This window comes from Lysobacter sp. TY2-98 (assembly GCF_003367355.1).
In the GTDB taxonomy this organism is placed as follows: Bacteria; Pseudomonadota; Gammaproteobacteria; order Xanthomonadales; family Xanthomonadaceae; genus Cognatilysobacter.
In genome coordinates this window covers 2,852,162-2,875,360 of record NZ_CP031413.1, presented here as the reverse complement: position 1 = coordinate 2,875,360, position 23,199 = coordinate 2,852,162, and the positions used below count along the sequence as shown (strand labels likewise).

The following is a 23,199-nucleotide window of genomic DNA, read 5'->3' as shown; positions in this document are numbered from 1 at the left end:
ACCCTTCGTTAAAATGACCGCATGACCCGCTCCGCCTCCCGCAACGGCCGCCCTTCGGGCGCGCCGGCCCGATCGCTGCTCGCCGCCGCCCTCCTGATCGCGACGTCGTCGGCGTGGGCGCAGCAGACCAGCACCGCGACCGCCACGCCGGTCGAAGCCACCGCACCGGCTTCGGCGCCGGCGGATGCCACGGCATCCACGCCGACCGATGCATCCATGACCGGCGCGGCCGCGCAGGACACGACAGCGCAGGCCGACGTGCCGCCGCCGACGGAACCGGCGGCCGACACGGAAGTGCCCCCCGCAACGACGGAGGCGGACGCCGCGACGTCGAACGCCACGGCTGCAAGCGATACACCTCCGCCGCAGGACGCGAACGCGAACCCGGCAACCGAAACACCCGTCACCAACTCCGACGCGAAGGCCGCCGAAGCGGAGGCCGACTTCGAAGCGCTGTACGGCCCGACCGGCAGCACCGACGTCACGCGCGGCGAAGCCGGCGTGATCTGGGATCCGTGGGAGCCGTACAACCGCAAGATCCACCGCCTCAACAACGCGGTCGACCGCTACGTCGCGCATCCGCTCGCGAAGGCCTACGTCAAGGTCGTGCCGCGGCCCATGCGCAGCGGTGTCAGCAATTTCTTCAGCAACCTCGGCCAGCCGATCACCGCGGTCAACGCACTGCTGCAGGGCAAGCCCAAGCTCGCCGCGCATGCCGCGGGCCGTTTCCTGCTGAACTCCACGCTCGGGATCGGCGGCATCTTCGATCCGGCCACCGACGCGAAGCTCGAGAACGGCAACGAGGATTTCGGCCAGTCGCTCGGCGTCTGGGGCTGGCGGCGGTCGCGCTACTTCGAGCTGCCGCTGTTCGGCCCGCGCACACTGCGTGACATCGTCGGCATGGTCGGCGACGCGCCGCTGTCGCCGATGCGTGGGCTCGAGGAAGACAAGATCCGCATCCCGCTGCAGGGCCTTCAGCTGGTCGACCTGCGCGCGCAGCTGATGTCCACCGACGCCCTGCGCGAAGGCGTGCAGGACGACTACACGCTGGTGCGCGATGCCTGGATGCAGCGCCGCATGTACCAGATCAACGGCGAGGCCGGCGAAAACCTGCCGGACTACCTGCGCGACGCACCGATCGTGCCCGTCAACGCGATGCCGGTGCGGCCGGGTAACTGATCGACGCGGCGCATCGCCCAACCGGCGATGTGCAATGGCAACACGGTCAGCGATCGGCCCGGTCTGCATGTGGGCGCAGATGCCGACCCCGCACTCGCACCTCAGCGACTGCTACGGGCTCACGGCTTCAAGACGGTGCCGATTCCGCGCTCGGCATCGGCACGCGCCTGCTTACTCGTCATCGGCCGACGCGGCATCGGCGTCGTCGCCTGCCTGCACCGCTAGCCCCAGGACTTCGAGGCTTTCGACCAACGGCAGCGCCTCGACGTCGCGCAGTTGGCGATTCATGACGTTGGTGCGCGTGCGCGTCGCATCGATCTTGTTGGTCGCCTCGACGAGCTTCTTCTTCACCCCGTCGAGTACGCCTCCGAACTTGGCGAACTCGGTCTTCACTGCGCCCAGCGTGCGCCACACCTCACTCGAACGCTTCTCGATGGCGAGGGTGCGGAAGCCCATCTGGAAACTGGTCAAGAGCGCGAGCAGCGTGGTCGGGCCGGCCAGCGCGACGCGGCAGTCGCGTTGCATGGCCTCGACCAGACCCGGTCGTCGCAGCACTTCCGCGTATAGACCTTCCGTCGGAAGAAAGAGGATGGCGAACTCGGTGGTGTGCGGCGCCGCGACGTATTTGGCCGTGATGCGTGCGGCTTCATTGCGCACACGCCGCTCGAGCGCCTCGCCTGCGCTGCGGGCCGTATCGGCGTCACTGCGCTCCTGCGCGTCCAGCAGGCGCTCGTAGTCCTCGCGCGGAAACTTGGCGTCGATCGGCAACCAGACCGTCGAATCGCCGGTACTGCCGGGGAAACGGATCGCGAACTCCACACGTTCGTTGCTACCGGGCACGGTGACGACGTTGCTCGCATATTGATCCGGCGACAGCGCCTGTTCGAGCAGGGCGGCCAGCTGCACCTCGCCGAACACGCCGCGCGACTTCACATTGGTCAGCACACGCTGCAGCCCGCCGACGTCGGCCGCGAGCTTGTGCATGTCGCCGAGCCCTTGGTGGACCTTCGCCAACATCTCCGCGACGTTGCCGAAGCTTTCAGTCAGCCGGGTCTCAAGGGTCTGGTGCAGCTTCTCGTCGACCGTCTCGCGCATCTGCTCGAGTTTGCGTGCGTTGTCCGCCTGCAGCTCGACCAGGCGCTTTTCCAGCGTCTCGCGCAGCTCCGTAAGGCGTTGGTCGTTGCGTTGCGTCAACTCCGCCAGGCGAGTGCCGAGCGCCTCGCCGAAGCGCTTCTGCTCGTCGGCGGCGTCCACGCGTGCGAGTCGCAAACCGTCGACGAGCGATTCCCGAAGCACCCGCATGCGCTCGTCGTTGCGTTCGGCCATCGCGTCGATGCGCTGGCGTAGCGCCTCGCCATTGGCCTGCTGCAGCTGGTTGATCTCGCCGCGCGCCGCACGCGCATCCTCCCCGAGGCGCTCGCGCAGCGCCTCGAGACTGTTGCCGAATGCATCGATGCGCTGCTGCTGCTGCATCGCCATCGCGTCGATCTGCTGGCGCAGTTCCTGCCGGTGATCGCGAGCCCCCGCTTCCATCGACTCACGCAGTGCGCCCAGCAGCGCGGCCGATGGCGCGCGCGCGCGGCGAGCGTGCAGGATGGACATTGCCAACAGTGCCAGAACGCCGAGCGTAAGGACGATCAACAGGACATCGGTCATGACGTTCGCGCGCCTCAGGCAAGTGGCGTGATGGGAAGGACGATAGTCGAAGGCCACGCCGTCTCGCCGGGCGAGACGGCACGCTCATCAATCCAGCACGCGACAGAACACCGCTTTCAGATAGCGCGACTCCTGCACGCTCGCCAGCACCGGATGGTCGGCACCAGCGCCGGACACGCGCAGGATCTGCACGGTGCGGTTCGCGTAGAACGCCGCGCGGCGCAGCATGTCGAGGAACTGCTCCTCGCTGACCAGGCCGGTGCACGAGAATGTCGCGAGCAGGCCGCCGGGCTTGGTCACGCCCAGCGCGAGCTTGTTCATGTCGAGATACTTCTTGAGCGCAGGAATGACCTGGTCGCGATCGCGCGTCATCTTCGCCGGGTCGAGAATCACGACGTCGTATTGATCGCCACGGTTTCCCGCATCGCGCAGCCACGGAAAGATGTCGGCCTGCACGAACCTGATCCGCTGATCGTTGAGCTTGGCGTTGCCCTTGGCGATCGACAGCACGTCGTCGTCGATGTCGACGCCGGTCACTTCGCTCGCGCCGCGCACGGCCGCATACACGCCGAAGCCGCCCGTGTTGCAGCAGAGGTCGAGCACGGTCTTGCCGTGCACGTGCTGGCTGAGCCACTGGCGGTTCTCGCGCTGGTCGGCGAAGAAACCCGTCTTGTGGGCGCCCGAGGGATCGGCGCGGAAGCGGATGCCGTGCTCGGTGATGATCGCCGGCGGCACGGCGGACTGCACGCGGAAGTCGAAGCTCTCCTGCTTCTGCACGTGCTCGTCGGCGAAGCTGAAGAAGCGGCAGCCGGGGAACTGCTCGCTCAGCGCGGCGTAGATCCACTCGCGGTGGCGGAACATACCGGCGGAGAAGAATTCGACGACGAGCAGGTCGGCATACCGGTCGACGACGAGCCCCGACAGCCCGTCGCCCTCGCTGTGCACGACACGCCAGGCATCGCTCACGTCGTCGAGCTTGAGCACGTCGCGGCGCAGCGACACGGCGGCCGCGATCTTGCGGCGGAACCAGCCCTCGTCGACCGCGACATCCGGATGCGTTTCGAGAATGCGCACCGCGATGCGCGAATGGCCGTTGTAGAAGCCACGGCCGATCCACTCGCCGTCGACACCGACCACGTCGACGATCGCGCCCGGCTTGGGACGCTGCGCCGGCTTTTCGACCAAGCGCTGGAAGATCCACGGATGCGTGGACTTCCACGCGTTCTTGAGGTGTACGACGGGCAGTTCGTTCATCTGCCTATTGTAGGTGGCGTGGCGTTTTCGTCCCGAACGGTTACCATCAGCCGCTGAAGGGGAGTAGCTCCCACGCGCCTGGATCGTCAATACGAGCATCCGCTCCGGTCCAGCGGCAGCCGCAAGGCTGTGAGCAAGACCTTCGCCCGTCGTGGCGAAGGTGCGTCTTCCGATCCCCTCGCCATGGTCCGACCCGCCTTCCGGAGCCCGCCATGGAAACCATTGCCTCACCCCTGATGTGGACCGCCTTCGGCGGCCTCGTCGTCCTCGCCCTGCTCGCCGACCTGGTGCTGATGCGCCACGGCGGGGCGCATCGCGTCACCTTCAAGGAGGCGCTCGGCTGGAGCGTCGGCTGGGTGGCGGTCGCCCTCGCCTTTGGTGGCTGGCTGTGGTGGATCGCCGCGCAGCGCTACGGCGACGCCGAAGGGCAGCGCATCGCGCTCGAGTACCTCACCGGCTACCTGATCGAGAAATCGCTGGCGGTCGACAACATCTTCGTGTTCCTGATGCTGTTCACGTATTTCGCGGTGCCCGAACAGCAGCGGCAGAAGGTGCTGGTGCTGGGCGTGCTCGGCGCGATTCTGCTGCGCGGGGTGATGATCTTCGCGGGCGCGGTGCTGCTCGCGAAGTTCCACTGGATCCTCTACGTGTTCGGCGCGTTCCTGCTGCTCACCGGCGTCAAGATGTGGGCGGCCGCCGGCAAGGAGCCCGACCTCGAGGCGAATCCGGTGCTGCGCTGGATGCGCGGGCACCTCAACCTCACCGAGGGTTATCGCGGCGATGCGTTCGTCGTGCGCGAGTCGGGCCTGCGTCGCTACACACCGCTGTTCGTCGTGATGGTGCTGATCGCGGTGACCGACGTGATCTTCGCGGTCGATTCGATTCCCGCGATCTTCGCGATCACCAAAGATCCGTTCGTGGTGCTGACGTCGAACGTATTCGCGGTGCTCGGCCTGCGCGCGATGTTCTTCCTGCTCGCGGGCCTGGCCGATCGTTTCCACCTGCTGCCGTATGGCCTCGCGGTCGTGCTGGTGTTCATCGGCGCGAAGATGCTGGCGATCGACGTCATCCACCTGCCGGTGATGGTGTCGCTCGGTGCGGTCGTCGCGATCATTGGTGCGACGGTGGCGTTGTCATTGCTGCGCCCACAGCGTTCCACGCCGGCCGCCTGACGGACCGCGCCGCCGGCCTTGCAAACCCCGGCCGGCGGCGCCACGTCGCCTGAATGCACCTGCACACGCCCGCACCGCCAATCGACCCCGCGCAGCAACGCCAGCTCGACCGGCGACGCTGGCGACGGGCCTTCAACCTGTCGCTGGCCGCGGTGCTGGCGCTGCTCGCGGTCTATTCCGCGCAGTCCGCCTTCGACGTGAATGCGTGGACCGTGCGGCCGCATCTCGTCGCCGGCCTGCGCGGCGTGCTCACCGCGCCGCTACTGCATGGGTCGGTCGATCACATCGCGAGCAATGCGATCGCACTGCTGCTGCTGGGCACGCTGACGATCGCGCAGTACCCGCGCGCCTTGGTGCGCACGGTGCCGCTGGCGTGGATCGGTTCCGGGCTGGGTGCGTGGTGGCTGGGCGAAGCCGGCTCGTCGCATCTGGGCGCCAGCGGCGTCATCAACGGCCTGCTGTTCATGGTGTTGACGCTGGGCATCGTGCGCCGCGATCGGCCGGCGGTCGCCGCCGCGATGCTCGGCCTCACGTTGTTCGGCGGCGCGCTGATGTCGGTGCTGCCGCACGAGCCGGGCGTGTCGTGGCAGTCGCATCTGGGCGGCGCGGTGGGTGGTGTGATCGGCGGCCTGTGGGCGCGCCATGCGGACCCGATGCCGCCGCGCGTTCGCTACAGCTGGGAAGACGAGGAGGACGTGGTCGATGACGACGTTGACGCGCCGATCGATGCCCCGCATCGCGACGCGTCGCGCATCAGCTGGGGCTGATCAGCGCAACACGAAATCGAGCGCGAGCCCAGCGAACACCGCCATCCCGACCCAGTGGTTATGCAGGAAGGCGCGGAAGCAGGCAGCGCGTTCCCGCGTTCGCGCGATGCGGAATTCCCACGCGACGAGTGCCAGCGCGATCGCGAGAGCGGTCCAGTACGCGATGCCGAGGTCGGCCATCGTGCCAACCGCGGCGAGCAACACGAAGAACAGCGCATACAGCAGCGCCTGCGCGAGCAGGTCGTGGCGCCCGAACAGGATCGCCGTGGACTTGCTGCCCATGCGCAGGTCGTCCTCGCGATCGACCATCGCGTACCAGGTGTCGTACGCCGTCGACCACACGATGTTCGCCGCATACAGCACCCACGCGACCGTCGGCACGTGGCCACGGATCGCCGCGAACGCCATTGGAATACCCCAGCCGAAAGCCATGCCGAGGTAGACCTGCGGGAAGTACGTGTAGCGCTTGAGGTAGGGATAACTCGCCGCGAGCACGACTCCGACCACGCTCATCGCGATCGTCAGCGTGTTCATCGTCAGCACGAGCGCGAATGCGACGAGCATCAGCACTGCGAACACCGCCAGCGCCTCGCGGCCGCGCACTTCTCCGGTCGCGAGCGGGCGATCCTTCGTCCGCTCGACGTGCGGATCGAGCCAGCGATCGGCGTAGTCGTTGATCACGCAGCCGGCCGAACGCGTGAGCCAGACACCCAGCGAGAACACGACGAGTGTCCAGAGCGGTGGCAGTCCGCGCGCCGCGAGCCACAGCCCCCACCACGTCGGCCACAGCAGCAGCAGCCAGCCGATCGGGCGATCGCCGCGCACCAGCGCCCAGTACAGCGACAACTTGCGGCGCCAGCCGGCAGGCTCGGATCGGGCAGAAGACGACACGCTCATCGGACCATCGTGCGGCAGGACAGGGTACGCGCCGGGCGTCGCCTCCCGCATTCATGCCGGTGCGGCCCCGGTGCGGACGAATGCGGCTAGAATGCCCGTCCCCCGCGGCCACGCCGCGTGCGGTCCGCAGTGCGCCTGTAGCTCAGCCGGATAGAGTAGCGGCTTCCGAAGCCGTTGGTCGGGGGTTCGAATCCCTCCAGGCGCGCCACTCCTTCGAGCCTTAGCCCGCACCGGCAGCGACGGGGCGATCTGATCAAGAGCGATCCGTACTCGATAACGAGTGGCCAAGTGGCATCGGACTTGTGCGTCACGCTCATCGAAGATGTTGGCTTCCCTTCTTGGCACCAAGATACGTGCTCGATGTGGCGGGCGATATTTATCGATCTAACGTTTCACGAAAAGGAAGCAGGGCTGGAAAAGGCCGTTAGGCGCTAGGAATTTGGCGGAACTTGCGACGCTGCCAGCATCCCCGTGGCTGAGTTCACGTTGCGCGGTCGCCGCGACTGCTCGCATGCCCCAAGGCAAGTTGGGGCTGCGAAGCCGGCACGCTCAGCGAGCGCGAACAAGAGAAGCCCAAGTCGCCCCGAAGGCGACTTGGGCACCGCGGCCGAAGCGGCCGTCGCGCTTAGGCGACGGCTCGCCCGATCAACCCAGGATTTGAATGCCGCTCACCTCTGGGCGCAATGTCGGCGGGAATACGCCCACATGCGCATCTCGACTATCTGAGACCGCCATCAATCCGATGAGCGCGTGGCAGCTGGACAGAATGGATGCGTCGGCATCGGCCGGAGCCCCCGCACAACTCACCGCCATCGGATGCCCGATAGCACCAGTCAACTCGAGGTGATCGCCGTCCCGGAGCCAGTCAACGTCCAAATTGCCCGCGGCAACTTGGGCATGGCCCTCCAACGGACTTTGCGCCATGCCCCCTTCGATGAGCTGCGGAGGGCATACGGTCGAGTGAAGCGAGCTGGCGACAACTTCAGCCGGGCCGCATCCGCCTGCGGGCAACGTCGCGGAGATTCGGCTGGGCGGCAAAGAAACCGACTGATGCAGCAGGGCTTCGAGGTGCGCTCCGACATCTTGCAGCGGCTGTCGTTCGAACGAGCCGCTCCGCGGATCCAAGATGTCCCGCACGCGAGCAACTCCATCGACGTATCCGCGATTCCTGCCTACATCGACTCGACGACCCGGCCGTGAACCGAGTGTCGGCTCCAGCTCGCCTGCGACGAACTGCTCGTTTGCCGGGGTCTGGACCGATGTGGGATTCAATCCACTGTAGGAACGGTCAGCGGCAAGAGAGGCGGTCAGTGCGGTCGACGCCGTCCAGGTCGATGCAAACACCGGGTCCAGCTGCGTGCGATAACTCGCCGGTAGCGTCGTCTGGCCCGAAGATGGCTTCGTCAACTTGGCCATGGCATCAACCAGCGTCTGGACCTTGCCCGCCGTCAACAATTTCGCGCCGTCCACGGTGCGAATCTCCTCGACCTGATACGCGGCGCCCAAGTACCAGTTCTTGATGACGAGAGCATCGCTCGTACCGATGATGCTGATCTCGAGGTTGTTGGTACCGGAGGGACGTGCGAACCACAGCTGGTCGTAGGCGACGCCGGACAGGAACTTCGCGACGTCAAGTTGTCCGGTAGCCGTGTCGTTCTCCACGACCGTGTCCGCCCCATAACCACGACCCATCAGATAGGTGTCTCGACCGACGCCACCCGTCAGCGTGTCGCTGCCGGCACCGCCGTCCAGCGTGTCGTCGCCCGCACCACCGCTGAGCGAGTTGGCTGCTGAATTGCCGGTCAGTACGTTGGCCAGCGCGTTGCCAGTGGCATTGATCACTCCGCTACCGGTCAACGTCACGTTCTCGACATTCGCGATGTTCGTGAGGTCGAAGGTCACTGTCGACTTCACGGTATCCGTGCCTTCGCCGGTCTGCTCAGTGATCACGTCCGTGGTGGAGTCGACGATGTAGGTGTCGTCGCCCTGGCCACCCACCAGCGTGTCGGTGCCTGCACCGCCGTCCAGCGTGTCATTGCCTGCACCACCGCTCAGCGTGTTCACACCCGAGTTTCCGGTCAGAACGTTGTCCAACAAATTGCCCGTGGCGTTGATCGCGTTGCTGCCGGTCAGCGTCAGGTTCTCGACGTTGGCCGTATTCGCCAGCGTATAGGTCACCGTCGACTTCACGGTGTCCGTGCCCTGGCCCGCCTGCTCGGTGATGCCGTCGCTGGCCGAGTCGACGATGTAGGTGTCGTTGCCCAGTCCGCCGATCAGCGTGTCGTTGCCTGCACCACCATCGAGCGTGTTGTCGGCGTCGTTGCCCGTCAGCACGTTCGCCAGCGTGTTGCCGGTGCCGTTGATCGCCGCTGTTCCCGTCAACACCAGGTTCTCGACGTTCGCAGCAAGCGTGTACGTCACGGACGACTTCACCGTATCTGTGCCTTGGCTCGCCTGCTCCGTCACCACATCGCCCGTCGAGTCAACGATGTACGTGTCATTGCCGAGACCACCGACCAATGTGTCGTTGCCGGCGCCGCCGTCGAGCGTGTCGTCGCCCGCACCGCCGCTGAGCGAGTTGGCTGCTGAATTGCCGGTCAGTACGTTGGCCAGCGCGTTGCCGGTGGCATTGATCACCCCGCTACCGGTCAACGTCACGTTCTCGACATTCGCGATGTTCGTGAGGTCGAAGGTCACTGTCGACTTCACGGTATCCGTGCCTTCGCCGGTCTGCTCAGTGATCACGTCCGTGGTGGAGTCGACGATGTAGGTGTCGTCGCCCTGGCCACCCACCAGCGTGTCGGTGCCTGCACCGCCGTCCAGCGTGTCATTGCCTGCACCACCGCTCAGCGTGTTCACACCCGAGTTTCCGGTCAGAACGTTGTCCAACAAATTGCCCGTGGCGTTGATCGCGTTGCTGCCGGTCAGTGTCAGGTTCTCGACGTTGGCCGTATTCGCCAGCGTATAGGTCACCGTCGACTTCACGGTGTCCGTGCCCTGGCCCGCCTGCTCGGTGATGCCGTCGCTGGCCGAGTCGACGATGTAGGTGTCGTTGCCCAGTCCGCCGATCAGCGTGTCGTTGCCTGCACCACCATCGAGCGTGTTGTCGGCGTCGTTGCCCGTCAGCACGTTCGCCAGCGTGTTGCCGGTGCCGTTGATCGCCGCTGTTCCCGTCAACACCAGGTTCTCGACGTTCGCAGCAAGCGTGTACGTCACGGACGACTTCACCGTATCCGTGCCTTGGCTCGCCTGCTCCGTCACCACATCGCTCGCCGAGTCGACGATGTACGTGTCATTGCCAAGACCGCCCACCAGCGTGTCGTTACCGGCGCCGCCGTCGAGGCTGTTGTCGGCATCGTTGCCCGTCAGCACGTTCGCGAGCGTATTACCGGTGCCGTTGATCGCAGCGGCGCCCGTAAGGGTCAGATTTTCGACGTCTGCGCCCAAGAGGTAGCTGACGGACGACTTCACCGTGTCCGTTCCTTGGCCCGCCAGCTCGGTCACCACATCGCCGGCAGAGTCGACCACATACGTATCGTTTCCGAGGCCACCCACCATCGTGTCGTTGCCAGCGCCGCCATCCAAGACGTTGTCGGCGCCGTTGCCCGTCAGCAGATTGTCCGCGGCATTGCCGGTGCCGTTGACGGCATTCGGACCCGTCAGCGTCAGGTTCTCGACATTGGCGGCGAGCGTGTACGTCACGGACGACTTCACCGTATCCGTGCCCTGATTCGCCTGCTCCGTTACCACATCGCCTGCAGAGTCGACGGTGTAGGTGTCATTGCCGAGGCCGCCGACCAACGTGTCGGTCCCAGCGCCACCGTCAAGGGTGTCGTTGCCATCTCCACCATTGAGAGTATTGGAGGCCGAATTTCCGGTCAGCACGTTGTCCAGCGCATTGCCGGTGCCGTTGATGGCATTTGTACCCGTCAGCGTCAGGTTTTCGACATTCGTAGTCAGCGCGTAGGTCACCGATGCGTTGACCAGATCGATGCCTTCACCCGCGGCTTCAATCACGGTATCGAGCGTATCGTCGATGGTGTAGACATCGTCACCGAGTCCACCTTCCAGCTGGTCAGCGCCTGCACCACCGTAGAGCGTGTCATTGCCGGCCTCGCCCTTCAGCCAGTCATTCGCTGCTGCGCCGTTGAGCTGGTCGTTGCCGGAACCGCCCAACAGCACGTCGCGACCCGCCGTGCCGTTCAACGTCTCCGAAGCAGACGTACCTTGGATGACATTGTCATAGCCGGCATACAAAGCACGCTGGTTGATCTGGGCCGTGTTCAGCTGCGAACTATTGGGAATCTGCACGTAGTCGAGTGCGAAATCCCCCCCGAGGAAGTGGTTGACGACGCGAACGCCGCGCCCCGCATCACCGTCGACCAGGACGAGCAGATCGTCTCCATCGCGCTTGAATGTCAGGCGTGCGGACGTGATAGTCGAGTCGCTGAAGAAGAGTCCGTCGCTACCGCCGCCGGTGTTGTCGATGATGTCGAGACCACCCGTCCACACGTACTTGTCGTCGCCGGCACCGCCTATCAGCGTGTCCTCGTCCGTGTCGGCACCGCCACGCAACTGATCGTTACCGATGCCGCCCTCGAGGTAATCGCTTCCTGCGCCACCGTCGAGATAGTCGTCACCATCGTCGCCGTAGAGTTCATCCCAGCCGTCATCGCCCCAGATCTGATCGTTTCCTGACAGACCATGGATGATGTCGTCGCCGGCCTGGCCGGACGACGAATTCGCAGCGGCGTTGAGCGTGATTTCATTATCCAGACCATTGCCATGCCCGGTAACGACGCCGGCACCGAGCACGAGATTCTCGATTTCCGACCCGAGGAGGTAGTTCGTCTCGTAGCGACGTTCGATCGTATCGACACCGCCGCCGCTGTACTCGCGCACACGGTCCGTGCTCGAGTCGACGATGTAGTAGTCATCGCCATCGCCGCCGTACATCTGGTCAGCACCGCCACCACCGTCCAGATGGTTGGCGCCCGAATTGCCATTCAGCGTGTTGTCGAGGGCGTTGCCGGTCGCATTGATATCGGCACTACCGGCGAGGCTCAGATCCTCGACGTTGGCGCCGAGAACGTAGGTCACACTCGATGTGACAAGGTCACGACCTTCGTTCGCCAGCTCCACGACGACATCGCCGACGTTGTCTACCGTATAGATGTCGTCGCCTGCGCCGCCCTCCATGCGATCGGCTCCGAGACCGCCGTCCAATGAGTTGGACATGCTGTTGCCATACAGCACGTTGGCGAGATCGTTGCCAACCAGCGACCATCCACCGGATTCGAGCAGACGCCCGTCCTCGACGTTAGCTGCGAGAACGATATCGGAGTCGGACTCTTCCAGGTCATGGCCACCATTGGCCGCCTCGATGACCACTTCGCCATAGCCGTAGACGCGATAGGTGTCGTTTCCATCGCCGCCGACGAGGCGGTCATGGCCGCCACCGCCATCAAGACGGTCGTCGCCGCCGAGCCCACGCAGTTCCTCGTCTGCCGACGTGCCGACCAGGTCATCGGTACCGTTGCTGCCTGCGACCAAGTGCGTGACGTGCACGCTCACGCTCGTCGAAGCCGTCTGCCCCCACGTATCGGTCGCGATGACCGTGATCCAGGGCGCTCCGGCGCCGATCGGTGGAGTACCACTGAGCGTTCCGGTCGCGACATCGATGCTCAGCCAGTCCGGCGCACCGGAACCAAGCGAATAGCTCAGCGTATCGCCCGGATCGGTGAACAGGTCAGCCGGCAACGGCTGCACGAACTGTTCTCCCTCGGCGAGCGTCATGTCGAACTGCGCCGTCGCGCGCGGCGGGTTGTTTACATAGGGGAGGCGGTCCAGCCCACCGCTGTGGGTCGACCAGTCATACGCAAAATAGAAGCCGGTGACGACCCCCGAAACGACGTCGCCGCGCTCGTCCTGCGTCCAGTAACGCGCCACGCGGATGGCATTGCCGGCGTCTCCGGCGATCGATACCAAGAGATCGTTTCCGTCCCGCGTCCACGTCACCTCGTCCGGACGGATAGATGCATCGAACTGCACGACGCGCCCGGTGCTGCTCGACATCGTGGATGGCAGGGCGTTGATGACATCGTGCCCGTCACCACGGCTATAGCTGATTCGGACCTGCGAGGACCCGTAGCCGAGGGTAATGACATCGTCGCCCGCTCCACCGGTGACGGTCGCGTTTCCGCTTCCGAGTTTGATCCAGTCGTTACCGTCGCCGCCGCTGAACGAATCGGTGCCGCCATAGTCCGCGCCACGGCCGTCGAGGATGTCGTCGCCGGCGCCGCCAAAGAGCTGGTTGCTATGCGAATTGCCAACGAGCTCGTTGTTTTGGCTATCACCTTGCAGCCCACCCCAGCTGTTCTCGTCGAGCTTGTAGGCTTCGATGTTGGGCGCAGAGACAACGTTGTACAGCTCGTACGACCCGGCGTGGACGATGACCGTGTCGTGCCCCCCATTGGCGAGCTCGACGATAGTGTCCTCGGCGCCAGCGATGTAGGTGTCATCGCCATCGCCGCCGATCAGAAGGTTGGCACCCGACGACATTGCGCCGTTGAGAAGGTTATTGCGGCTGTTACCGGTCGCGGTGGTGTTCTCGCTTCCGGTCAATTCGATGTTTTCGAGCTCCAGACGATTGGCAATGGAGTAACTGATGGACGAGCGAACCGTGTCGTTTGAATTGTACGAAGGCGATGTCGTCTCGATGATCGTGTCACCGGCGTTATCCACGACGTAGGTCTCATCGGCGTCGCTACCGATCAGCGTATCCGCGCCGACGCCGCCATCCAGGAGATAGTGGCGCCCCTGGTGATTCGCGAAGTATGACGGGGCTGCAATGCGAATCACATTGTCGAGCTCGTTGCCCACGTAGTTCTGATTGACCGGGATCCCATTTTCCGTAAACCAAAAACTGACCCACTCCACGACCAGGTTCTCGACATTCGCCCCGAGATAGAAGTTGTGGTAGTTCGTGACGACGGTATCGACTCCCTCGCCGGCGACCTCCTCGATGCCACCGCCATTAACCGTGGTCGGGTTGCTGGTGTAGTAGTAGCTCTGCCGGAAGATGTAGGTGTCGTTGCCCGTCCCGCCGATCAGGCGATCGCCGAAGTAGGCTTCGTTCTGGGATGTGAACGTGTCATCGCCAGCATCGCCGTAAAGCACGTCATTGCCATCACTCGCCTGGAGCGTGTCGTTGCCGTCGTCGCCGTGTAGAACGTCGTTGCCCGTATTTCCGTACAGGAAGTCATTCCCGGCTCCTCCCGACAAGACGTCGTCGCCGGCCTGCCCGTCCATCGAGTCCGGGCCGAACGTGCCGCTGTAGGTATCGTTGCCCGCCGTCCCGCTCCAATACTGCGTACGGAAATCCGCAGCACGAAGTTGGGCTCCGTCCGCGAACTGGATGACGTGCCCGCCAGCGGACGTCGCCATGAACCCGGTCAGCACGACGATGTTTGCAGCGTCAACCGAAGTACCTGACGCCGTACCGAAGAAGATGATCAGGTCGTTGCCGCTGAGCTGGTAGTTCAACACGGCCGACTGCGTAAGGCCCGCACCGAACTTGATCAGATCGGTCCCGCTGTCTGCCTTGTCCAGCCCGGTGATCTCGGTGAACCCGGCGCCGGCGCCGATCTCGTAGGTGTCGTTGCCCTGCCCGCCGTCCACCGTGTCGCCGGTATCGGTCGCTTGGAAGCCGAGCAGGATCGTGTCATTGCCTGCGCCGCCGAAGATCGTGTCGTCGCCGGCACCGCCATTGAGGATGTCATCGCCTGCCCCGCCATCGAGGAGGTCGTCCCCGGCCTTGCCGTCGATCGTGTCGGCGCCGTCGCCGCCGTACAGACGATCGGCCCCGTCGGTACCGACCAGCGAGTCGTTTCCTGCCGACCCCGTCGTCGCGGGCGCGAAGAAGTACGCGCCATTGACGAACGTCTGGTGGCCGAGCTCATACCCATCCGCCGTGCGGATGGTGACGTTCATGCCGTCCTTGAAGTAGCCCTTGAACCGAACATCGTCTCCGGTCGCGGTGACGCGAACGATCAGGTCGAGATCATCGCGAACGAAGGTGAGCGCCTCCGCACGCATGTTGTCCAGAAAGATCGCGGTATCAGTGCTTCCCGCCTCCAGCTCCACCGTGTCATGGCCGAAGCCGCTGTTGAAGTAGAAGACGTCCGCATCCGCGCCGCCGGACATGACGTCGTCGCCGGCGTTGCCCCACAGGATGTCGGCGCCGGCACCACCGATAAGCCGGTCGTTGCCCAAGCCGCCGATAAGCATGTCCGCGCCAGCGCCGCCGTCGAGCATGTCATCGCCGTCACCTGCATCCATCTGGTCATCGCCCTCCGAGCCGAAGAGCGAGTCATTGCCGGCGTCACCCCACATCACGTCGCTGCCTGCGCCGCCGGTGATGCTATCGTTGCCATCGCCGCCGGAGAGTCGGTCGATGCCGTCTCCGCCGTCCAGTACGTCGTCGCCGGCACCGCCGTAGAGGTTGTCGGACCCACCACCACCGCTGATTTGGTCGTTCCCATCGCGGCCGACAAGGTAGTCCTGCCCATCGCCGGCCTGCAGCACGTCGTCACCGACGCCACCGTCGAGATAGTTGTTGCCGGCGCCGCCGACGAGGACGTCGTCGCCCTCATCACCGTACATCTCGTCGTCGCCGTCGCCGCCGTCGAGATAGTCGTTACCGCCTTGACCGAACATGCGATCGTTGCCGGCGTCGCCGAACAGGCGATCGCTGCCTTGATAGGCGACGTCCATGCCGACTTCGTCACCCGACATTTCGTCGTTGCCATCGCCGCCGTGAAGTTCGTCGTTTCCGCCTTGGCCGTACATGCGATCCGCGCCGGCGCCTCCGAAAAGGAGGTCATTGCCGTGTCTGGACGCATCGATCGTGTTGCTATCGCCTTGCAGCTCGTCGTCGCCTTCGCCGCCGATCAAGACGTCATCTGATCCGCCACCCTGCAGCAAATCATTGCCGCCGCCGCCGTCGAGGCGATCGCGGCCATCGACCACGTTGTTGCCGTCCCCTTCAAGGACATCCACCCCAGCGTCGCCCGACAGCCAATCGTCCCCGCCGTCACCAATCAAGTGGTCATTTCCATCACCACCGGAAATGACGTCATCGTCCTTTTCATCGGGATCCGACGGCGGCGTATCGAGTCCGCGTCCCCTCAATTCGTCGTCGCCCGCGCCGCCGGAAATGACGTCGTTGCCCCCACCGCCGAAGATGTGGTCGTTTCCGGCGCCGCCGTCGAGCTGGTCGTTGCCCGCAATACGTGCGTTGCGGGACACGTTCTCCGAGATGAGCCACGGCGAGGCCATCGCGGCCGAGAGGTCGCCATAGATGTAGTCATCACCGTCACCACCGCTGATTGAGTCGTCATCGTGGCCGCCGCGGAGCGTGTCATTGCCAGCCCCGCCGTCAATGATGTCGTTGCCTTCTCCGGCCCCTACGAGGTCGTCGCCGGCGCCCGCATCAATGACGTCGTCGCCGCTAGGCAACGCATTTGCATCGACCGAGGCCACGTCGCGGGCCACGACGTAGAGTCCGCCAGCATCCGTTCGGCGTCGTATGTACCATCCGCGACCCTTAGCGAGAACGTCCGCGCCATATCGCGCGATGTCCTCGTTGACGCGCGTGAGTTGCGTCTTGCCATCCGCGTCGACATCCGTGTTATCCCAATCGCGAAGGGAAAACATCTCGGAGCCGTCATAGATGAAGTCATTTCCGTCGCCACCATAGAGATGGTCAGCGCCGGCGCCGCCGAGGATCAGATCGTCACCGACGCCGCCGTCGAGCTCGTCGTCGCCTTGCCCGCCCGCCAGGCCATCATTGCCGGCGCCGCCGGAGACCTTATCCGCGCCGAGATTCGTGCCGGGCTCACCGAAGACATCGTCTTCCGTTGTGAGACCGGATAGACCGCTTGCACCCGGCGCGTCGAATTCCGGCAAGTTGATCCCGAAATTGCCCTGCTTCCAGTTGAGGAGGACCGCAGTCGGGTAGTACTTACTGGAAATCACGAGCGAGGCATTGTCGCCTTCGCCGACGAGGGTGGCGCGATAGTTGCCGCCACTCGACTGATAAATGTTCTTACCTACCGCGTGGAGCTGCAGCTGGGCAACGTCCTCCACGCCGAACCAGAGCTGATTTGCTCCGTCAGTGTCCGAAATAATTTGATTGCCGGTAGCAGTGTTAGCAATCTTGTAGACGTCGTCACCGCCTTTGCCGAAGGCAACGGTGCGTCCGTATAGAAAGGAAATTTCATTGTTCCCGTCGTTTCCGACAACGACGTTGCTCTTCGGGTTGCTGGCGACGGCGACTCCGTTGTGAGTCGTCTCAGCATGATAGTCGACGGGATCAAAGCCTGGGATGTGGTGGGTCACCCAATCGCTTTTCTCAATGACGAACCGCTGGAAGTCGTCCTTTACACCAGCTTGCTCAAGTGCACCCCAGAAGAGTGGCGATCCTACTGCGTCCCACAAGAAGACGCCCAGCTTTTCCGCACCATATCCCGCCGCCAACAAAGTGGCGGCAACCGCCACACCCGTGCCTACCGACACCGCGAAGCCCGCGAATAGACCTCCCTCAATTGCTCCGACGATAGGCATCATTACGAGCGAACCGACCCAACCCGCAAAAAGGCCGCCGAAGGCTTCGTCGGGATTCTCCGATGCTGTTTCAACAGCGTTCTTAAGATCGAGAACATCGAAGGCCTTTCCCGCCAAATAGGAAAGCGTACGAACGGACTGAACCGACGTTGTCGCGTTGATCCGGCTGGGATCGGTCAAGTCCGCGAGCGCCTTTTCATGCGTGTCCAGAAAAGTGTTCGCGTATAGGAGCACGCCTCTCGCGTCGGCAGATCCACTCTTCTCCGCCAAATCACGCCACTTGGTGACGACTGCCGCCATGCCACCGACTGCCGCTACTCGAGCCTGATACTCCGCGGACGAGGAAATACGCTTGATGATCCGGGCGGCAAGCTTCTTCTCTGCCACTTCTGACAAGTGCTCAATGCCCTCTTCCGTGAGATCTTTGGCGCTGGAAACGCCGAATTCGCGCAGATCCTCGTCTTCGAGAAACTCCTTAAACGTCAGTACGTACGCGTCGAGCCCTAGCCGCTTGGCTTCCGGCGATGCGGGAGCATCGGGAAGCACGGGGTCTTGGGTATCTCCGACAATGAAATAGATACTTTCGTCGTTTTTAGACATAGCACTTCCCTATGTGGTTGGGTCTGCGATTGAGTTACAGGTGGCGTCTGGACTCTTGGCGAGCGCGTGACTTCTTCCGACTAACCCGCCGCATACGTCGAATTTCCAACACGAACGAGACGATGGCGATCGGCATTAGGCACAGGACATAGAGAACCTGCGCTACTGGAGTTCCGCGAAGTGATCCCCAGTCAACGAAATAGAGAAAGACGGGCGACACAAAGAACGAGCCGAGCAGACAGGCAGAGAACACCTGGTATCGCCAGAAGATTCTTCTCGCAGTGGACGCGTGGTCTACCGTGTCCACGGCCCGGCTGAACGACGCGATGTAGAGACGGCAAATGATCCCCGATATGCCGGAGATCACGATGTACGTTGCGGACCAGGCGAAAAGCATGATTTGAATTTCCTATGGCGCCTTAGCGTGGGGACTAACGCGGGCAGTTACGAATTCGATCGCCGATCAATTCTTTCGAGGCAAGAACCCCGCACGAGCCGACCCAGTCAGCGCTCACGCAACGCTTCGCCCGTTTGCTTACGCAGCGCCCCTAGCAAGTAGGCAGCCAAGCGCTGCTTGCCGGTTTTGATCTCAGTGCTCAAGCTCATGCCTGGGGTTACTCGGAGAACTGCACCATCAACGTCGAGCGTGGCCGTTTGCAGACGAATTCGCGCGGGAAATACCAATCCCAACTTCTCGTCTTGCGCCGCGTCGTGCGAGACGCTTTCGACAACGCCACGCAGATAGCCGTACCGCGTATAGGGGAAGCTGTCGATCTTCACCGTGACAGGCTGGCCTGCGCGCACGAAGCCGATGTCCTTGTTCAGCACTGTAGCTTCGACTTCGAGTGCATCGGACTTCGGCACGAGCACCAGCAATGGCTGGGCGGGCGTCACGACGCCGCCCTGTGTGTGGATAGCAAGCTGCTGCACGGTTCCATCGGTCGGCGCACGCAGCTGCATCAATCGGTTGCGACTGTCGGCCTTCGCGAGTTCGGGCTCGAACTGGCCGACCTGTTCGCGTGCTACGCGAAGCTGATCCAGCGTGTGCTGACGCGTGTCCGTGATCAGCACGCGCAGCTGTTCCTGCGCTTCGCTCAACGTTGAGCGGATCTCGGCGAGCCGACTCTTTTGCGCGGCCAGGTCGCGCTCGGCCGCAATGCGTTCCTGCTCGCGGGCGAGGTAGTCGTGGCGAGTGACGTACTTGTCTTCGACGAGTTTCGCGTAGTCGGCGGAACGCGTTTCCGCGATGCGCGCGGTTTCGGCAAGCGGTTCGACGAGCCCTTGCGCCGTGGCGAGTTCCGCGCGCCGCTGATTGATCGCCGCGATCAGGCTGTCGCGTCGCGCATTGAATGCGTCGAACTGGCTGCGCGCGAGTGCCTGCTCGTTCGTATAGCGAAGCGCCGGTAGACCCTGAGCGGATCCGAGGCTGGGGGGCTTGCCGCTCGCCAGCGCATCGGCAAGCGCCTGCAAGCGCAACTCCGCCAGCTTTGCTGCAATCAGTGCTTCGTCCGCTTTGGCGTAGTCGGCACCCGTCGCGCTGCGATCGAGCTCGATCAGCAACTGGCCTTTCCTGACAGCCTGGCCGTCCTGTACATGGATGCGCGTGACCACCGCGGTTTCGGCGGATTGGATGACCTTGCTCCGCGAACCGACGACGACCTTGCCGGGCGCGACGGCGACGATGTCGAGCTCGCCAATGCAGGCCCAAGCGATCGCCACTGCGATCAGCGCCATCAGGATGCGCAACGTCCATCGTGGCAGCGGCGATGTCGGCGTCTCGACCAGCTCGAGATGTGCCGGAAGAAATGCCAGCTCGTCGGCGGTGCGCGATGGCGACTCCAGTTCGCCGCGAGCGCTCCACGCCGCCTTGAACACGCGTGCGTACCGGTCCGCGAAATCGCGCCCGGCGTCGATCAGGTGCTTCATGTTCTTATCCCTGCTGGAGGCGATACAGGTTTGCGTACGCGCCGCCCGGCCGATCGACGAGCTCTGCGTGGCTTCCGCTCTCGATGATCTGGCCCTTCTCGAACACCACGATGCGGTTGGCTCCGCGCACCGTCGAAAGCCGGTGGGCAATGATCAGCACCGTGCGTCCCTTGCAGATGTCACGCATGTTGCTCATTACCGCGTGCTCTGACTCGTAGTCGAGCGCGCTCGTGGCTTCGTCGAGAATGAGGATGCGGGGATTGGTGATCAGCGCCCGTGCAATGGCGATGCGCTGCCTCTGTCCGCCCGACAGGCCGGTGCCGTGTTCGCCGACCACCGTGTCATAGCCTTCGGGCAGCTCGACGATGAAGTCGTGTGCGCCGGCGAGCTGCGCGGCGGCGATGACACGCTCGAGCGGCATGCCCGGGTCGGCCATGGCGATGTTTTCGCGCACGCTACGGTTGAACAGGAAGTTTTCCTGCAGCACGACACCCAGCTGGCGCCGCAGCCACGCCGGGTCGGCAAGCGAGAGATCTTGGCCATCGACCAGAACGCGGCCGCGCTCCGGGGTGTAGAGCCGCTGCACGAGCTTGGTCAGCGTGCTCTTCCCCGAGCCCGAGCGCCCGACGATGCCGATGATTTCGCCCGCCTTGATATCCAGATCGACGCCGTCGAGGATCTGCTTGCCATCCGGGCGGTAGCGGAACGCCACGCTCTCGAACGTGATGCGACCTTGGATCGGCGGAAGCGCGAGGCGACTACCGGGCAACTCCGTGCGCGTATTGAGGATGTCACCCAGCCGCTGGACGGAGATTCCGACCTGCTGGAAGTCTTGCCAGAGTTGCGCGAGCCGCAGGATCGGCATGGCGACCTGCGCCGATAGCATGTTGAACGCGATGAGCTGGCCAAGCGAGAGCTTGCCGGAAATGACAAGCTGCGCGCCGAAGAACAACAGCGCGATGCTCACCAGCTTCTGTACGAGCTGGATCCCCTGCTGCCCAAGCATGGCGAGTCGGGTCACCCGAAAGCTCGCCGCGACGTAACCCGCAAGCTGGTTGTCCCACGTGCGCGTCACGCGCGGGTCCACCGCCATCGCTTTGACGGTGCCGATTCCGCTGACGGTTTCGACGAGAAAGGACTGGTTGTCCGCGTTGCGCTTGAATTTCTCATCCAGCCGCTTGCGAAGCACCGGCGTGATACCCGCCGAAATCGCGGCGTAGATCGGCAGCGAGAGCAACACGATCAACGTCAGCCATACGCTGTAGCTGAACATCACCGCGAGGAAGACGACGGTGAAGACCAGGTCGAGGACCGACGTCAGCGCTTGTCCGGTCAGGAAGCTGCGGATGTTCTCCAGCTCGCGCACGCGAGCGATCGTGTCGCCCACGCGCCGTGACTCGAAATAGCTGAGGGGCAATGACAGCACGTGTCGAAATAACCGCGCGCCGAGCTCGACATCGATCTTGCTGGTGGTGTGCGAAAAGATGAAGGTGCGCAGGCCGGTCAGCACCACATCAAAGATCGCGATCGACACCAGACCGAAGGTAATGACGTGCAGGGTCGTCCACGCCTGGTGCACCAGCACCTTGTCCATGACGACCTGGTAGAACAGCGGTGTCACTAAGGCGAGCAGCTGGATGAAGAGCGAGGCCACCAGCACTTCGATCAGCAACTTGCGGTATTTCACGACGGCCGGAATGAACCAGGTGAAGTCGAACTTCGCCAGATCGCCGAGCACTGACGCGCGGGAAGCGAGCTGCAGCAGGCGGCCGCCATAGCGGTCCTCGAAGTCGCTGCGCGACAGCTGCCGCGGGCGTCGTTCCGCGAGGTCATGGATCAGAACCCCGTCCTCAGCGACGCGCGCGACGACAAAGGGGCTGCCGTCGACATCCCACGCGAGGGCGGGCAACGCGGCCATCGCCAAGCGATGCGCAGGCTGGCGGATCAGCTTTGCTTTCAGTCCAAGCGACTTCGCGACAAGCAGCAGCGCTACCCCGCCGTCGTCTCCATCGCACCGGCCAAACTGATGCGACAGTTGTGCGGCGTCCGCCGCGATGCCGTGGAACTGGGCGAGCGTAACGAGGCCGACCAGCGCCAAATCCTGAGGAGGCTGCACAGCCTCCGGCCGGATCGCCGCCAGCGATCCCGCGTCCGTAATCATTAACATTCCCCCTATGCCGGCACACTTCGGGTGTGTCCGACGTCACAAGACTATATCAGCCCCGTCCCGAGGGTTGCTGAATGCGATGCATGCCCCGTCGAACTCCGTAGAGAGGATGTGCGACTCCCGAGGCCATCGGACGTCGCAACGCCTTTAACTTGAAGGTTTCGATCGCAGCCCGCTTGCGGATGGTCTTGTTGCCCGCGGATAGAAGTCGTCCGTCTGTTCCCCGACGCCCATCGCGATGCCGTGTGCGCCTCGCGCTCCACTTGACCCACCGTCAAGGCGCGATGCAGCCCCCGCGCGCAACACTGGGCGCATGACCGACACGCCCCTCACCGAAGCCGACATCGCCCGGCTCGTCGACCGCTTCTACGACCGCGTGCAGGCGCATCCGACGCTGGGGCCGGTGTTCGCGCGCGCGGTCGATGACTGGCCGGCGCACAAGGCGACGCTGGTGGACTTCTGGTCGTCGATCGAGCTCAAGACCGGGCGTTATCGGGGGCGGCCGATGGCCGTGCATCGGCCGCATCCGATCGCGGCCGCGCACTTCGCAGACTGGCTGGCGTTATGGGCCGCCACCGCGCGCGCGGAACTGACGCCGGGCCAGGCCGAGCGCTTCGTCGAGCATGCGGAGCGCATCGCGCGTTCGCTGATGTACGGGCTCGGCATCGATGGCACGCGGCGTCCGCTCGGGCTGCCCATCGTAGGCGGTGCGCCCTGAGCGACCTCGTCGGTGCGAGGTGCGGTCGACGCGTGCATCGCTCGCGCATGGCATCGGCTCGTGCCGCGTGCAATCCGTCGTTTGCCCGAAGCCTGCGCAACGCGACGCACGCGCGATACCAGCGAGCGCGGCGGCATCGTCCGCCTGCGCGACGGGTACCGCGAGCGTGTGCGTGCACGCGCTTGGACGTCGACCGCTCGCCCATCAAAACACGGGTCGCGACGACGCGCCCGCGTG

The 23,199-nt window shown here is 64.1% G+C and carries 10 protein-coding genes and 1 tRNA gene; 5 read left to right on the top strand and 6 right to left on the bottom strand.

Annotated features, from left to right (window positions below):
* The first annotated feature begins 21 nt into the window (after nucleotides 1-21).
* Complete coding sequence (locus DWG18_RS13930; protein ID WP_240318540.1) at nucleotides 22-1,179, top strand: VacJ family lipoprotein; 1,158 nt, start codon at nucleotides 22-24, stop codon at nucleotides 1,177-1,179.
* A 171-nt stretch (nucleotides 1,180-1,350) separates the two neighbouring features.
* Here DWG18_RS13930 and rmuC read toward each other — a convergent pair whose 3' ends face one another.
* Together rmuC and DWG18_RS13920 are read right to left on the bottom strand one after the other, a co-directional pair.
* Nucleotides 1,351-2,781, bottom strand: coding sequence for a DNA recombination protein RmuC (rmuC, locus tag DWG18_RS13925; protein WP_240318539.1), 1,431 nt, complete (start codon nucleotides 2,779-2,781; stop codon nucleotides 1,351-1,353).
* Nucleotides 2,782-2,922: 141 nt separating this feature from the next.
* A complete protein-coding gene (locus DWG18_RS13920; protein WP_115647743.1) occupies nucleotides 2,923-4,089 on the bottom strand; it encodes a class I SAM-dependent rRNA methyltransferase in 1,167 nt (388 codons plus the stop codon).
* A 212-nt stretch (nucleotides 4,090-4,301) separates the two neighbouring features.
* Here DWG18_RS13920 and DWG18_RS13915 point away from each other — a divergent pair, with 212 nt between their 5' ends.
* Nucleotides 4,302-5,261: a TerC family protein gene (locus tag DWG18_RS13915; RefSeq protein WP_115647742.1), complete on the top strand. Its 960-nt coding sequence runs from the start codon at nucleotides 4,302-4,304 to the stop codon at nucleotides 5,259-5,261.
* A gap of 53 nt (nucleotides 5,262-5,314) precedes the next feature.
* Nucleotides 5,315-6,028 carry a rhomboid family intramembrane serine protease gene (locus DWG18_RS13910; protein ID WP_115647741.1) on the top strand — a complete coding sequence of 238 codons (714 nt, stop codon included), beginning with the start codon at nucleotides 5,315-5,317 and terminating at the stop codon, nucleotides 6,026-6,028.
* Here the strand turns inward: DWG18_RS13910 and ubiA are convergent, their stop codons facing one another.
* A complete protein-coding gene (gene ubiA, locus DWG18_RS13905; protein WP_240318538.1) occupies nucleotides 6,029-6,919 on the bottom strand; it encodes a 4-hydroxybenzoate octaprenyltransferase in 891 nt (296 codons plus the stop codon). It lies immediately after the preceding gene.
* 137 nt (nucleotides 6,920-7,056) lie between these two features.
* On the opposite strand from ubiA, the gene DWG18_RS13900 reads away from it, so the two are divergent.
* Nucleotides 7,057-7,133 (top strand) — tRNA-Arg (locus DWG18_RS13900).
* 437 nt (nucleotides 7,134-7,570) lie between these two features.
* Here the strand turns inward: DWG18_RS13900 and DWG18_RS15665 are convergent.
* From DWG18_RS15665 to DWG18_RS13880, 3 genes are all read right to left on the bottom strand, one after another.
* Complete coding sequence (locus tag DWG18_RS15665; RefSeq protein ID WP_115647740.1) at nucleotides 7,571-18,151, bottom strand: calcium-binding protein; 10,581 nt, start codon at nucleotides 18,149-18,151, stop codon at nucleotides 7,571-7,573.
* A gap of 504 nt (nucleotides 18,152-18,655) precedes the next feature.
* Nucleotides 18,656-20,077, bottom strand: coding sequence for an HlyD family type I secretion periplasmic adaptor subunit (locus DWG18_RS13885; RefSeq protein ID WP_115647738.1), 1,422 nt, complete (start codon nucleotides 20,075-20,077; stop codon nucleotides 18,656-18,658).
* Between the two features lie 4 nt (nucleotides 20,078-20,081).
* Entirely contained in the window at nucleotides 20,082-22,238 is a 2,157-nt protein-coding gene (locus DWG18_RS13880) for a type I secretion system permease/ATPase (RefSeq protein ID WP_115648204.1), read from the bottom strand.
* Nucleotides 22,239-22,557: 319 nt separating this feature from the next.
* On the opposite strand from DWG18_RS13880, the gene DWG18_RS13875 reads away from it, so the two are divergent.
* Nucleotides 22,558-22,962 (top strand): group III truncated hemoglobin, encoded by a 405-nt coding sequence (locus tag DWG18_RS13875; RefSeq protein ID WP_115647737.1) that lies wholly within the window; start codon nucleotides 22,558-22,560, stop codon nucleotides 22,960-22,962.
* Nucleotides 22,963-23,199 lie beyond the last annotated feature (237 nt).

Bases quoted from the DNA above. Each gene is read 5' to 3' on its own strand.
- DWG18_RS13930 (WP_240318540.1), top strand. From the start codon at position 22: ATGACCCGCTCCGCCTCCCGCAACGGCCGCCCTTCGGGCGCGCCGGCC.
- rmuC (WP_240318539.1), bottom strand. From the start codon at position 2,781: ATGTCCATCCTGCACGCTCGCCGCGCGCGCGCGCCATCGGCCGCGCTG.
- DWG18_RS13920 (WP_115647743.1), bottom strand. From the start codon at position 4,089: ATGAACGAACTGCCCGTCGTACACCTCAAGAACGCGTGGAAGTCCACG.
- DWG18_RS13915 (WP_115647742.1), top strand. From the start codon at position 4,302: ATGGAAACCATTGCCTCACCCCTGATGTGGACCGCCTTCGGCGGCCTC.
- DWG18_RS13910 (WP_115647741.1), top strand. From the start codon at position 5,315: ATGCACCTGCACACGCCCGCACCGCCAATCGACCCCGCGCAGCAACGC.
- DWG18_RS15665 (WP_115647740.1), bottom strand. From the start codon at position 18,151: ATGTCTAAAAACGACGAAAGTATCTATTTCATTGTCGGAGATACCCAA.
- DWG18_RS13885 (WP_115647738.1), bottom strand. From the start codon at position 20,077: ATGAAGCACCTGATCGACGCCGGGCGCGATTTCGCGGACCGGTACGCA.
- DWG18_RS13880 (WP_115648204.1), bottom strand. From the start codon at position 22,238: ATGATTACGGACGCGGGATCGCTGGCGGCGATCCGGCCGGAGGCTGTG.
- DWG18_RS13875 (WP_115647737.1), top strand. From the start codon at position 22,558: ATGACCGACACGCCCCTCACCGAAGCCGACATCGCCCGGCTCGTCGAC.